We start from the raw sequence: 12,649 nt of genomic DNA, 5'->3' as shown, positions 1-12,649 counted from the left end.
GATACGGGCGTTGCCGCGCGGCCGTTGCGGTTCATGGGGCGCGTAAAAGAGCCCCGACATTGCCTCAGGATGAGTTCTGGTCGAGCGGCCGTAAAACTTGCCCAAATTGATCGGACCGCGATAGCCTGAGCTCAACCGCGCTGGTCCGCGTCATGCAACAGCGTTTTTACACGACCAAGATCACACAGCCAGGGTCACAAGCGGTCCTCGACCGGCTGCCGCCCCCAAGTCACCTAAGGGCCACAAGCGGTCATTCCTGGTGGAGATGGTCACGTCGCCACGAGTACAGAACATCGGGTTCTTTCTCTTCGTTGCGTGCGCCATCTGTCTCTGAGACAAGCCGAAAACCATGCTTCTCGTAGAACTTGCGTGCAGTTTGGTTTCGCTGGAAGGTCCAGAGGCTCAGGTGCGCAAATCGATTCTTCGCAACATTCAACAGCGTAAGGCCAATCTGACGGCCTTGCCACGTTGGGAGCACGTAGAGTTGGTCGATCCATGCATCGCGAAACGCTATAAAGCCAACGAGCTCTTGGCCGCTGGACCAGCCCCAGAGTTGGCAGGCCGGAAAAATGCGTTCTCTGAAGAACCAACGGTCCTCCGCTGGAGTGTGGAGCCCGGCCAGAGTTGGCAGAGCTTGGTCGAAAGACGTACGATGGACAGCGGCCGCAGCATCCATGTCTTCAATCGCAAGTCGCCTCAGCATTTATGAACCCCAAGGTCTCGGCCAATCGTACCCCAGCGACCCTATCGCAGCATGCGCAACACGTCTCTTCTGGGGCAATCGCGTCGGTGCAGACCTCTACTGTTTCTTCCAGTCCGGCCCGAACAGCGGACATGGTGGTGCCGGCGCAGCTGGTTCGGAACGGGCCAACAACGGACGCCCTGTGAGAAGCGGCCACTGGACTGCGTCTCAACCCTACCGTAGTTATTTCGCGCCGCTACGAGCCAGGCACGATGCGCCGGCTGTGATCGACCGGGCGGCGATGGTCAGTGTATGAGGCCCAGAGCGCGCGCTTCCTCCTTCGCTTCGGTTTGCAGCCTCAGTCTGTCCGCGTCGCTTAGCGGATCTTTTGATGCAACGAATTGCGGTTCTACTTTTCGTTCAGGTAACAGATAATCTGGCGTGTCCGAAATCGGGCTCAGAAACCTTGTTTTGAGAACCGCAGGAGCAACCGTGTCGAGTTGGTCCTCCGGTGCAGCATCATCGGCTTCTGCTACTGCGGAAATGATCCTAACATCCTCATCAGCGTTCAAAGTGGCGACGTTAGACTTATGAAAGAAAAATCCACGCCAAGTGGCAGGCTTATCCGCATCATTGATTAGAAATCCGTCAAAGGGGCCACCAGCATTGTAGGTGTATGATCGACGGATACCAACACACTTCGCAGCGATATTGACCTTTCGATGTACCCGCATCGCCTCACGATAGCCAACGCCATCACCGTCTCTATCTATGGTGCCGAAAGTGGAGAAAGCAGTGTTACAAATCCACGTCGTTAGCAAAATGAGGCGATTGTCCGCCAGTCGAAACGAAAGCGCCGTTCCACGTAGCTGTGGGCACCCCCGACCATTGATCCCCCCAACCCAATGGGCCGGCCGGGTCAGCTGATTGACAGCCTCGGAAGTGTATTGCTTCCCCCCGATTTCAAGAGTGACAGTTAAGCGATACGCAAGGTTGTAGGTACAAAGCGGATTGAATGTGTTCGGCGGGCTGCGCTCATAAAAAATGACGGCTGCTGCACAAGCTGCCACACTCCCGCCCATCCAAATAAGCAATTTCTTCCCGTTCATACGCCGCGTCCCGAAAACACCTGTCTTTCAGAAATTTGTTGCCGTTGGGTTCACAGCAATGTCGGGGACTGGTTGCGTCAACCTCTAAGACGCCGGATGCTCAATTTAGAATGACCAAGGCGGAACTTCCGCTCAGGGTCAAAATGCGAAGAACTCAACCTGAGCAAACCCCCTTCCGACATCGCTGCTGAGCGGACCTCAATGACAAGGGCAGTCACTTCGCTGATACGCCCTAGGTAACAAAAACATTTGTCCGGACGTGAACGAGTTCACATATGGCGCGGCCGCTAGGCTCCAGTGTGAAAGCAGTGAGCTTTAAAAGTGCGGGGGGCCGGAGCGATGATCTACGTTGTTGCTGTACTCGCGGTTTTGTGTGGCGCCGCGACTACAGCCGTCGCCGAGACGCCAATCGAGCGCGGCAGTTACCTTGTCAACGCGGTCATGGCCTGCGATGGCTGCCATACGCCACGCGGCCCCGGCGGTCTCATCATGGAGCGGCGGTTTTCCGGCGGATCTATTGTCTGGGATGGACCGGCCTACACTGTCCACGGGTCAAACATCACGCCCGACCGCGACACAGGCATTGGAGCTTCGAGCGACGACGATCTCAAGCGACTGCTGATAAGCGGTGTGCGACCGAACGGGGTCTCGGTTGCGCCGCAGATGCCTTACGGCTTCTACAGAATTCTGACGCCAGGTGATCTCGATGCAATCGCGGCCTACCTGAAGACCGCCAAGCCGGTAAGCAACGAGATGCCGCCGCCGGTCTATAAGGCCGCGGCGTATCCCGTGCCACTGCCGGACGCCGAAACATCAATCGGTGACTCGGTCCCTCAAGATCAGGTCAAGCGCGGCTTCTATCTCGCCACCCTCGCGCATTGCATGGAATGCCACTCCCGCAAGCCCGATGGCACTCAAGACTTTAAGAACTGGTGGGGCAAGGGCGGTCACGAGATGAAAGGCCCCTTCGGTTCAGTTGTAGTCGCCAACATCTCCTCCAACAAAGAGAAGGGTGTGGGCGCGTGGACCGACCCCGAGCTCAAGCGCGCCCTGACCGAGGGCATCAGCCGCGACGGCCGCGTGCTCAAGCTGCCTATGGCCCGGCAGCGCTATTTCAGCAAGATGACTGAGCAGGATCTCGACGCTATCGTCGCGTGGGTCCGCACCATTCCACCGATCGAATAGGTCAGGATCATTCTTCCAATCGTCAAATGTCGCATATGGGTCACGGCTGACTTCCGCGCGGACTTGACCTAGGGTCGGCTTTTCTCCTGAAGGCAGACATAGCGGCTTTGTAAGCGGAGGTCTGCAACGGGCCACAAGGAGACGTTGGGGGTTCGACCCTCACACTTCGGACGGGGGAGCATCCTGCTTGCGCTTTCGAACGGCGGCGTTCATCTCGTAAGGCGTCGCACTACGCGGAAGCCCAATCGCGCTGACTTTATGCCACCCAAACAAATAACCTATCACCGCGCCAGCCAACGCCGACAGCACGATTGCTACTAGACTATCGGAAATGAATTGGCGGAAGAACCGCCCAGTTGCCGCGTCCAAGAAGCCAAATACGGCGATGCCGACGAGCGCATACAGGATCGGAACAGGGAGCGTTGATCTTATAAAGGATAGCGCAGTATTGGTTTGTTGCGGAGGGATAACAACCGGTGAAGCGGGCTGCTTCGGTTCAATGCCCAGCGACTCTGCGCGACGAAAACCGAGCACAAGAGCGAAACACGTCGGCACGAAAAAAATGAGGTTGGCGAACCCGATCTGCGAAGACCCCGAGTTGAAATGAGGAAAGAACGAAAACCTCGCGAATGCGAAAACGACTGCGGAGCAGACGACAACTAATTGAGCGCACGTAATGCAGAGCAGGTAGCCGAAGAGCGAGCTTTTGGTCTGTCTCGCGATCCAGGTGCCTGCCCAGCCGCCGGGGACCATAAGAACTCCGAACAGAAAGAGCCAGACAGCAAAAACTGCGGCGACTGCTGACATACAAGTTCCCCAAGCGGCGCTGCTTCTGTTTAGGGCACCGATTGCAAAGAAACTGTTGCGGGTGCCCTTGCCTCCAAGCAGCGGGTGATTGCGCTTTGTTAACTTCCGCTTCGGGTCACAAGCTGCCCTTGGCAGGCTACTTCACATTGGTCGGCTCATCTCCCAGAAGCAGACATTTCGGCTTTCCGAGCGAAGGTCGGCATCGGGCCCAGAGCCGACGTTAGCGGGCGCGTTGCTAGGACTAGTTCGGGTTCTGGCTTTCCGACCAGCTTCGCTATCGGCACCGCGAGCGAGGCAATCAGTTGGAGCGCCGGGAACGGGAAAACTTGAAGGCAGCAGAAACCCTGTCGTAGGCTTCGAGGGCAGCGTCGGTCGATAGTTCGATCATTTCTCGGAACCGTCCATCGCTCACCTGCGTGAAGCTTTGGCGTATGGCTTCGGTGAGTTCACCATCGCTGACAGATGGTCCCTTGGGGGTCGTTCGCCCCGTAAGCTGATTGAATAAATTTAGCCGGTAGGTGTCTGCCGCGACTTGCAAGGCCCGGTCGTGCAGGTCGTCCGCCTTGCGCATCTTTATCGGCTGCTTGGAGAGGTTAACCATTTCGGTCAGAATATCCGCAAACTTCCCAATATCAAGTACGTGAGGTTCTCATCGTTCCTGAGAGCCGGCTACGCAAAGGCGTGCCTCGTTAGGCCCCGCTGAGGGTCACAAGCTGAACTGGTGCATTGAAAGCCAGGGGCCCGCTTCGTGTCGAAAAGCGGACGTCGGCTGGTCGAGCCTGCGACTATGATGAGAGACGGGATTTGAACCTACGACCTCATGATCATGAGCCTAACGAGAGAGCGGTCGACCCAGCCCCGGTCAAACGCTGCATGCCGAGCTAGCACCACGCCACGCAAGCCGGCCAGCGCCGCACCCGGCGCCGGCCGTCTTCCGCCTGCTACTGCGAGCGGTCCGAGGTCCAGCCCTTGTACTCGCCGACATTGTCGCGCGTCACGAGTTTCGACGGCAGCAGCTCGACGGTGGACGCCGACTTCTGGCCGTTGAGAATGTTGACGCGGACCTGCACGGCGCGGCGGGCCATGAAGAACGGGTCCTGCGAGGCGGAGGCCTGGATCTGCGTCGCCTGCGGGTCCTTGAGCGCTGCTTCGATGTCGGGTGCGCCGTCGACCGCGGTGATGACGATGCCGGTGCGCTGCTGCTGGCGCGCGGCAAGGTCAGTGCCGATCGCCTGCGGATCGTTGATGGCGAAGATGGCGTCGATCTTGGCAAAGCGGGTCAGATAGCCCTGCGCCACCGTGAGGCCGCCTTCGCGCGAGCCCTTGCCGTCCTGGTCGTTGGACAGGACCTTGATGCCGGGATTCTTGCCGAGCACGTTCTTGCAGCCGACGACGCGGTCGATCACCGCGGAAACTTGCGGGCCGTTCTCGATGATGACGTCGCCCTTGCCCCCGAGCTTGTCGACGATGTACTGGCAGGAGATCTCGCCGGCCTGGACATTGTTGGTGGTCACCGTGGCGTCGGCGCCTTCGGCCGCGGTGTCGACGGCGACGACGACGATGCCGGCGGCCTGCGCCTTCTTGATCGCCGGGCCGACCGCCTTGGGATCGCCGGGATTGAGCAGGATCAGGTCGACGCCCGCGGCAATGAAATTGTCGATCTGGGTGACCTGCTTGCCGAGATCATATTCGAAGCCGACGGTGGTGATCTTCACATTGGGATTGGTCTTCTTGGCCTCGAACTCGGCGCCCTTCGACAACGCGACGAAGAACGGATTGCCGAGCGAGCCCAGCGAAACGCCGATCGACTTGAGCTCCTTGGCGCCGGACGGCGCGGAGCTCAGGACGAGCGCCATCGCGGCGCCGGCAAACGAGATCGACTTCAACATTGGCTTCCTCCCTGGTCTGTTTGAAGCTCCGGCACGGCGACCAGTTGCCGTGACGGAATGAACATGAGGGCGCAGCGCCCGCTGCATTTCTTGCTCTCAAGTGCGCGCCGAGCCCTGCAGCCGATAGCGGTCCAGTGCGACCGCGCCGATGATCACCAGACCCTTGATCACATATTGCCAGACGTCGGACACGCCGATCAGGATCAGGCCGTTCGACAACACCGCAATGATCAGCGCGCCGACCAGCGTTCCCCAGATCGAGCCGATGCCGCCGACGAAGGATGTGCCCCCCAAGATCACGGCGGTGATGGCGTCGAGCTCGTAGGATTGGCCGAGTTGCAGGCCATTGGCGGCATAGAGCCGCGCCGCCTGCATCGCGCCGCCGAGACCGGCGAGCAGGCCCGACACGCCGTAGACGAAGATCAGCACGGCCCAGACCTTGATGCCGGCGAGTCGCGCGGCGCTCTCGTTGCCACCGACCGCGTAGATGTGCACCCCGAGCACGGTGCGCTTGAGCACCAGCCACGACACCAGGATGACCAGCAACGCAATCACCCAGAGCCAGGGAATCGACAACACGCCGGGAATGAGGGTCAAGGCGCCGTTGCCGATGAAGGCATAGGGGATCGACGGATTGAACACGGTGGTGTCGGCGCCGAGCAGGCGCGCCGCGCCGCGCACGGCGGTCAATGATCCCAGCGTGACGATGAAGGGCGGCAGGCGCAACAGCGCGATCAAGCCGCCATTGAGAACGCCGAAGACCGCACCGGTGAGCACCGCGGCCGGCAACCACAGCACCCCGAGATCGGGGAATTTGGAGATGATCAGCCCGGCCATCGCCGATGCCGCCAGGATGGAGCCGACCGAGAGGTCGATGCCGCCGGTGAGGATGACGAAGGTCATGCCTGCGGCCAGGACGGTATTGACCGCGGATTGCTGCACTACGATGCCGATGTTCTGGCCGGTGAAGAAGCGGCCGTCCGACAGCACGTGAAAGCCGATGCACAGCAACAGCAGCACCGGCAGCATGCCGACCGCGCGAATGATCATCCGCGTCCGCTGCCGCTTCGTCTCCTGCGCGGCGGCAAGACCGGGCGCCACGGGGGCCGCTTTCGCGGAAGCGCCGTTCTCAGGCATCGAGCTGCTCCGTTCCAGTGGCGAGGGCCATGATCTCCTCCTGACTGAGCGGCGATGTCGCGTCGCGCCGGATCTGCCCGGCGATATGTCCTGCGCGCATCACGACGACGCGGTCGCAGATGCCGATGATCTCGGGCAGGTCGGACGAGATGACGAGAACCGCGGTGCCCGACTTCGCGAGATTGTCGATGATCGAATAGATCTCGGACTTGGCGCCGACGTCGACGCCGCGCGTCGGCTCGTCAAGGATCAGGATCTTCGGGCCGATCGCGAGCAGCCGCGACAGCAGAACTTTCTGCTGGTTGCCGCCGGAGAGCCCGCCGGCGGGAACACTGATATTGGTGGCGCGGATGCCGAGCCCCGCGAATGCGCGCTTGGCGCGGTCGCGGGCCTTGTCGCGGTCGAGGATGCCGCCGAATTTCGCGTCGCGGCCGAGCACCGCGAGATTGATGTTGTCGAGGCAGGACATGTCGAGGAACAGGCCGAGCGCCTTCCTGTCCTCGGTGAGATAGGCAATGCCGGCGTCCAGCGCCTCGCCGGGCGTGCGGATGGAGACCGCCCGCCCCTCGATCTCGACATGGCCCGACACCATCGGCGCGGCGCCGATGATGAGGTGCGCAAGCTCGGTGCGGCCGGCGCCGACCAGGCCGGCAAGGCCGACGACCTCGCCCGCATGCACCGCCAGTGAACATCCCTTGACGCGCCTGCCGTCGGCGATGTCGACGGCCGCAAGCACGGGAGCTCCCGACCGCGCCTCATTCTTGGGATCATGCTCCTTCTTGTAGAAGGACGAGACGTCGCGTCCCACCATCATCCGGACGATGGTGTCGGCGCGGATGTCGCCCTTGTCGAGCGAACCGACCAGCGTGCCGTCGCGCAGCACCGTGACGCGATCGCCGAGCGCATAGACCTCGTCCATGCGATGCGAGATGTAGATGATGGCGAGACCTTCGGCGCGCAGCTGGCGGATCAGCGCGAACAGCCTTTCGCTCTCACCGGCCGACAGCGCGGTGGTCGGCTCGTCCATGATCAGGATCCTGGAGCGGGCGTGCAGCGCGCGCGCGATCTCGACCAATTGGCGCTGTCCCATCGAAAGATTGGCGACCAGCGTCTGCGGCGTGAAATCCGCGCCGAGCCGTGCCAGGATCGGACCGACGCCGGCCTGCATCGCCTCGCGCGCCAGCAAGCCGCCGCGGGAGACCTCGCGACCGAGATAGATATTCTCCGCAACGCTCAGATTGGGGGCGAGCGAGAGTTCCTGATAGATGATCGCGATGCCGGCCGCGCGGCCGCCGAGCGGGCCGCTGATCTGCACGGGCTGGCCGTCGATGCGGATTTCGCTGCCCGGGTCCGGCCGGTAGGCGCCGGACAGGATCTTCATCAGGGTGGATTTGCCGGCGCCGTTCTCGCCCATCAAGGCGTGGATCTCGCCCGCGTAGACGGTGAGGTCGACATCGCGCAGCGCCTTGATGCTGAAGAACGATTTAGAGACCCGGCGCATCTCGAGGATGGGCTCGCTCATCACACCTCCCCGATGCGCCGACGGCGGCATCGCAATCTCACCCGCGTCTCGTCCCCGGCGCGGGTGCGAGCATTAAACAAAAGGTTGTGGCGCAGGGCAATACCTCCCGCATGCCGACCAACGGTCCGGCGCTGCTTTTATCTTTTGCAGACGGAACCGATCTCGCGCGTGATGCCTTTTCTTCGCCACATCATCGCGTATCGCGATCAGCGCCGCGGACGGTACAGGCGGCGCCATTGCGGCAGCCGCTCTGCATAGGCCTGCGCAAGCGCGGGCTCAGGCTCGAACGTCTCAACGCGCCGTGGCGCGGTGCAGACGGCATCGATCGCCTCACCGGTGACGGCGAGGCGGCCGAGCCGCGCCGCACCGAATGCCGCGCCCGTTTCGCCGTCGGCAAAGCGATGCACCGTCATGTTCAGGACATTGGCCAGCACCGACAACCAGAACCGCGACCGCGAACCGCCGCCGATGACATCCGCCTCCGCGATCGCCAGTCCTGTCTCGGCAAGCACGTCCCGGCAATCCGCAAGCGCGAAGGCGACGCCTTCGAGCACGGCTTGCACGATCGCGTCACGATCGGTGGCGTGACTGAGCCCATCGAGCATGCCGCGCACATCGGGATCATCGTGCGGGGTGCGCTCGCCGGAGAGGTACGGCAGGAAGCTGACCGGCGACGGCGCGCTCGGGCGCAACCCGAGCGGCGCCAGCAGGTAGGCCTCGGAAGTCCCCAACAGCCGCGCGATCCAGGCCAGGCACGAAGCCGCCGAGAGGATCGCGCCGGCCTGAATCCATCGGTCGGGGACGGCGTGACAGAACGTGTGCACGACCCGCTCCGGGTTGGCCGCGATCGTCTTGGTCGGCACCAGCAATGCGCCGGAGGTTCCGAGCGAAATGAAGGCTGCGCCGGGATTGACGGCGCCGATGCCGACGGCTCCCGCCGGATTGTCGCCGGCCCCGCCCGCCATCATCGGCCGCCCGGTCATGCCCCAGCGCTGCGCCAACTCGCTCCGCAGCCGTGCCGCCGGCGCGCAGCCCTCGACCAGGCGCGGCATCTGCCGGCGCGACAGCGCGGTCGCGGCGAGCCCCTCATCCGACCAATCGCGGCTGACAACATCGAGCCACAGCGAACCCGAGGCGTCCGAGACATCCTCGATCGCCTCGCCCGTCAGCACGAGGCGCAGATAGGCCTTGGGTTGCAGCACGAGTTTTGTCGCCGCGAAGATCTCCGGTTCGTGCCTGGCGACCCACAGCAATTTTGGCGCGGTGAATCCCGGCATCGCCTTGTTGCCTGTCGTCGTCCGCAAGGCGGGCCAGCGCCGCTCCAGCTCGGCGCATTCCGCAAAGGACCGTCCGTCATTCCAGAGAATGCAGGGCCGCAACGGCGTGTGGTTGCCGTCGAGCAACGTCGCGCCGTGCATCTGGCCGGACAGGCCGATGCCCTCGACCTCGGCCAGCTCGCGCGCGTGATCCGCCTTCAGCGCGTCCAGCGTCGCGAAAGTCGCCTCGATCCACTGTGCCGGGTCCTGCTCGCAATGGCCGGGATGCGGCGAGGAGACCGTCAGCGATCGGCTGCGGCTCGCCACCACGCGCTGCGCGTCGTCGACCAGAACGATTTTGACGGCGGAGGTGCCGAGATCGATGCCGAGATACATGATGCTGCTTGCCTTGCACGTTTAGGATCTTGCGCGTCCGTTGCCTTGTGCATCCACGACATTGCGGGAATGACATCGCGGGCATGGCGTTCCCGATGTTGGCATGCACCCGCCAATCATGTAACCCCACCCGAAACCTTCTCGGGACGCAACGCCCATGACCACCGCCGCCACCCACGACGCGGGAGCCACCCGCGCGCTGATCTTTGCGCTGCTTGCGCTGGCCTGCGGGCACATGCTCTCGACCTTGCTGCGTACCATTCCCGCCGTCAGCCTCGACCTGATGGCGGCCGATTTCGGCATCGAACCCCAGGCGCTGGCGAGCCTCACCTCGGTCTACCCGTTCGCGTTTGCGGCTGCGCAGATCCCGGTCGGTGCGGCGATGGATCGCTTTGGCGTGCGGCCGGTGTCGCTGAGCCTGCTCGCGGGAACCGTGGTCGGCGCCATCGCGTCCGGCTTTGCGTCGGGACCCGAAAGCTTCGCGGTCGGTCAGGTGCTGCTGGGCGTCGCCACCTCCGGCATGCTGATGTGCCCGATGACGTTGGCGGCCAAGCAATTGTCGGCCGCGCGCTTCGGACTGTGGTCGGGCGCGATCCTCTCGATCGGCAATATCGGCATGCTGTTGTCGTCGAGCCCGCTCGCTTTCGTGGTCGACACTTACGGCTGGCGCGCCGGGTTCTGGATTTCGGCGCTCGGCGGCGTCGCCGTGGCGGTCGCGGTGTTCCTCCTGGTGCCGAGCCAGCCCGCCGAGCACAAGGACGAATCCTCGCCGCTGTCGCAGATGATCGAGGTGCTCAGGTTGGGACTGTCGCGGCCCTTGCGCGGCCTGATCGCGCTGGCGCTGGTGTCGCTTGCGACCTCGCTGGTGCTGCGCGGCCTGTGGGGCGGGCCGTGGCTGATGCAGGTCAAGGGATTGTCGCGGGTCGATGCCGGCAACCAGCTCGGCGCGTTCACGCTGGCGATGATTGCCGGTCCGCTTCTCGTCGGCATGATCGACCGCAGAATCGGCCGCCGCCGCGCGCTGGTGGCGGGAACGCACCTGGTCGGCGCAATGCTGCTGGCGCTGATGGCGCTAGGGGCGCCGCACTACGCGGTCTCCGTGTTGTTCGGCGTCCCCGTGATGCCACCGCAATACGACCTGGTGCTGTTCGTGCTCATCGGCTTGGCGACCTCGGCGCAGCCGCTGCTGTTCGGCATGTCGCGGCAGCTGGTCGACGCGCAAGTGGCAGGCAAGGCGCTCGCGGCGATCAATCTCGCCTTCTTCCTCGGCGCGGCGCTGATGCAGTCGATCACCGGTGCGGTGGCGGCGTTCGCGGGGCTGCCGGCGGTGCTGCTTTTCATGGCTGCCATGCTTGGCATCGGCGCTCTGATCTTTTTGGTCTACACCTCGCCAAGACCGGCGATAGAGTAGAGTCCTGCATCAAGGGGATATCTCATGCCTGTCGACACCAAAGCCGCGACCGACCGCCTCATGCGCTTTCTCGCCGTTGAGGGCGTCACAGGACAGGAGGCGGCGATCGGGCGTGAGCTCACGGCCGCGCTGAAGGAGAGCGGCGTGCCGGCGAAGGCGATCCGGCTCGACGACGCCAATACCCGCATTCCGGTGCCGACCGAGACCGGCAACCTCATCGTCGACCTGCCCGGCCGCGGCGCGCTGCACAACCAGCCGCGCATCATGTTCATGACCCACATGGATACCGTGCCGCTATGCGCCGGCGCCAAGCCGAAGAAGTCGGGTCGCAAGATCGTCAATGACGCCAAGACCGCGCTCGGCGGCGACAACCGGTGCGGCTGCGGCGTGCTGGTGACGCTGGCCGCCGAGCTCGAAAAGCAGCAGCTCGATCATCCGCCGATCACGCTTTTGTTCTGCGTGCGCGAGGAGAGCGGGCTCTACGGCGCGCGCCACGTCAAGCTCGACGAACTCGGCTCGCCGGTGATGGCGTTCAACTATGACGGCGGCGCGGCCTCCAACGTCGTCATCGGCGCCGTGGGTGCCGACCGCTGGACCGTGGAAATCTTCGGCCGCGCCTCGCATGCCGGCGTCGCGCCGGAGCGCGGCATCTCCTCGACCATGATCATGGCCCTCGCGCTCGCCGATGTGAAGGCCGGCGGCTGGTTCGGCAAGGTGGTCAAGCGCAAGCAGCAAGGCACCAGCAATGTCGGCCCCGTCACCGGCGGCGAAGGGCGGCCTGCGGGCGATGCCACCAATGTCGTCACCGACTACGTGCATGTGCGCGGGGAAAGCCGCAGCCATGACGGAAAATTCTTCAAGGAGATCACGAAAGCCTACAAGGCCGCGTTCGAGAAGGCGGCCAAGAAGGTCACCAACGCGCAAGGCAAGTCCGGCAAGGTCAAGTTCAAGGCCGAGACCGATTACTTCCCGTTCCGCATGAAGGACAACCTTCCCGTCGTCAAACGCGCAGTGGAGGCCGTGTCCGCCGTCGGCGGCACCCCGAACGTGCGCACCGCCAATGGCGGCCTCGATGCCAACTGGATGGTCCGCCACGGTGTTCCGACCGTGACCTTCGGCGCCGGCCAGAATGAGGTGCACACGGTCGACGAGTGGATCAATCTGGACGAATACGATCGCGCCTGCGCGCTGGCCGTGCAGCTCGCAACGATGCGGTGAGCTGCCTTGCACGGCGCGCGCTTGCCGGACGGTGCGC

The 12,649-nt window shown here is 63.3% G+C and carries 11 protein-coding genes; 3 read left to right on the top strand and 8 right to left on the bottom strand.

Annotated features, from left to right (window positions below):
* Nucleotides 1–250 precede the first annotated feature (250 nt).
* Nucleotides 251–703 carry a GNAT family N-acetyltransferase gene (locus tag IVB41_RS10805; RefSeq protein WP_247430824.1) on the bottom strand — a complete coding sequence of 151 codons (453 nt, stop codon included), beginning with the start codon at nt 701–703 and terminating at the stop codon, nt 251–253.
* A gap of 284 nt (nt 704–987) precedes the next feature.
* On the bottom strand, nt 988–1,791 hold the full coding sequence (locus IVB41_RS10800; RefSeq protein WP_247430821.1) for a hypothetical protein: 804 nt from the start codon (nt 1,789–1,791) through the stop codon (nt 988–990).
* A gap of 339 nt (nt 1,792–2,130) precedes the next feature.
* Between IVB41_RS10800 and IVB41_RS10795 the strand changes: the two genes are divergently transcribed.
* The gene (locus IVB41_RS10795) at nt 2,131–2,976 is read left to right on the top strand and encodes a c-type cytochrome (protein WP_247430816.1); all 846 of its coding nucleotides are present in this window, start codon (nt 2,131–2,133) and stop codon (nt 2,974–2,976) included.
* Between the two features lie 159 nt (nt 2,977–3,135).
* Here the strand turns inward: IVB41_RS10795 and IVB41_RS10790 are convergent, their stop codons facing one another.
* The 6 genes from IVB41_RS10790 to xylB all read right to left on the bottom strand — a co-directional run bounded on the left by IVB41_RS10790 (nt 3,136) and on the right by xylB (nt 9,983).
* Nucleotides 3,136–3,783 (bottom strand): hypothetical protein, encoded by a 648-nt coding sequence (locus IVB41_RS10790; RefSeq protein ID WP_247430813.1) that lies wholly within the window; start codon nt 3,781–3,783, stop codon nt 3,136–3,138.
* Between the two features lie 298 nt (nt 3,784–4,081).
* On the bottom strand, nt 4,082–4,384 hold the full coding sequence (locus tag IVB41_RS10785; RefSeq protein ID WP_247399717.1) for a hypothetical protein: 303 nt from the start codon (nt 4,382–4,384) through the stop codon (nt 4,082–4,084).
* A 340-nt stretch (nt 4,385–4,724) separates the two neighbouring features.
* The gene (locus IVB41_RS10780) at nt 4,725–5,672 is read right to left on the bottom strand and encodes an ABC transporter substrate-binding protein (protein WP_247430810.1); all 948 of its coding nucleotides are present in this window, start codon (nt 5,670–5,672) and stop codon (nt 4,725–4,727) included.
* Between the two features lie 96 nt (nt 5,673–5,768).
* Nucleotides 5,769–6,809 carry an ABC transporter permease subunit gene (locus IVB41_RS10775; protein WP_247430807.1) on the bottom strand — a complete coding sequence of 347 codons (1,041 nt, stop codon included), beginning with the start codon at nt 6,807–6,809 and terminating at the stop codon, nt 5,769–5,771.
* Nucleotides 6,802–8,331, bottom strand: a complete 1,530-nt coding sequence (locus IVB41_RS10770) for a sugar ABC transporter ATP-binding protein (RefSeq protein ID WP_247430804.1) — start codon at nt 8,329–8,331, stop codon at nt 6,802–6,804. The genes IVB41_RS10775 and IVB41_RS10770 overlap by 8 nt, the downstream gene beginning before the upstream one ends.
* A gap of 206 nt (nt 8,332–8,537) precedes the next feature.
* On the bottom strand, nt 8,538–9,983 hold the full coding sequence (gene xylB / locus IVB41_RS10765) for a xylulokinase (protein WP_247430802.1): 1,446 nt from the start codon (nt 9,981–9,983) through the stop codon (nt 8,538–8,540).
* Nucleotides 9,984–10,140: 157 nt separating this feature from the next.
* Here xylB and IVB41_RS10760 point away from each other — a divergent pair, with 157 nt between their 5' ends.
* A complete protein-coding gene (locus IVB41_RS10760) occupies nt 10,141–11,394 on the top strand; it encodes an MFS transporter (RefSeq protein WP_247430799.1) in 1,254 nt (417 codons plus the stop codon).
* A 24-nt stretch (nt 11,395–11,418) separates the two neighbouring features.
* Nucleotides 11,419–12,612, top strand: a complete 1,194-nt coding sequence (locus IVB41_RS10755) for a M20/M25/M40 family metallo-hydrolase (RefSeq protein ID WP_247430796.1) — start codon at nt 11,419–11,421, stop codon at nt 12,610–12,612.
* Nucleotides 12,613–12,649 lie beyond the last annotated feature (37 nt).

The sequence above is a fragment of the Bradyrhizobium sp. 44 genome, from assembly GCF_023073095.1.
Taxonomy (GTDB): Bacteria; Pseudomonadota; Alphaproteobacteria; order Rhizobiales; family Xanthobacteraceae; genus Bradyrhizobium.
The sequence above is the reverse complement of the archived record's forward strand: the minus strand, read 5'-3'. Positions and strand labels throughout refer to the sequence as shown.

Bases quoted from the DNA above. Each gene is read 5' to 3' on its own strand.
- IVB41_RS10760 (WP_247430799.1), top strand. From the start codon at position 10,141: ATGACCACCGCCGCCACCCACGACGCGGGAGCCACCCGCGCGCTGATC.
- xylB (WP_247430802.1), bottom strand. From the start codon at position 9,983: ATGTATCTCGGCATCGATCTCGGCACCTCCGCCGTCAAAATCGTTCTG.
- IVB41_RS10795 (WP_247430816.1), top strand. From the start codon at position 2,131: ATGATCTACGTTGTTGCTGTACTCGCGGTTTTGTGTGGCGCCGCGACT.
- IVB41_RS10780 (WP_247430810.1), bottom strand. From the start codon at position 5,672: ATGTTGAAGTCGATCTCGTTTGCCGGCGCCGCGATGGCGCTCGTCCTG.
- IVB41_RS10775 (WP_247430807.1), bottom strand. From the start codon at position 6,809: ATGCCTGAGAACGGCGCTTCCGCGAAAGCGGCCCCCGTGGCGCCCGGT.
- IVB41_RS10785 (WP_247399717.1), bottom strand. From the start codon at position 4,384: ATGGTTAACCTCTCCAAGCAGCCGATAAAGATGCGCAAGGCGGACGAC.
- IVB41_RS10770 (WP_247430804.1), bottom strand. From the start codon at position 8,331: ATGAGCGAGCCCATCCTCGAGATGCGCCGGGTCTCTAAATCGTTCTTC.
- IVB41_RS10800 (WP_247430821.1), bottom strand. From the start codon at position 1,791: ATGAACGGGAAGAAATTGCTTATTTGGATGGGCGGGAGTGTGGCAGCT.
- IVB41_RS10755 (WP_247430796.1), top strand. From the start codon at position 11,419: ATGCCTGTCGACACCAAAGCCGCGACCGACCGCCTCATGCGCTTTCTC.
- IVB41_RS10805 (WP_247430824.1), bottom strand. From the start codon at position 703: ATGCTGAGGCGACTTGCGATTGAAGACATGGATGCTGCGGCCGCTGTC.
- IVB41_RS10790 (WP_247430813.1), bottom strand. From the start codon at position 3,783: ATGTCAGCAGTCGCCGCAGTTTTTGCTGTCTGGCTCTTTCTGTTCGGA.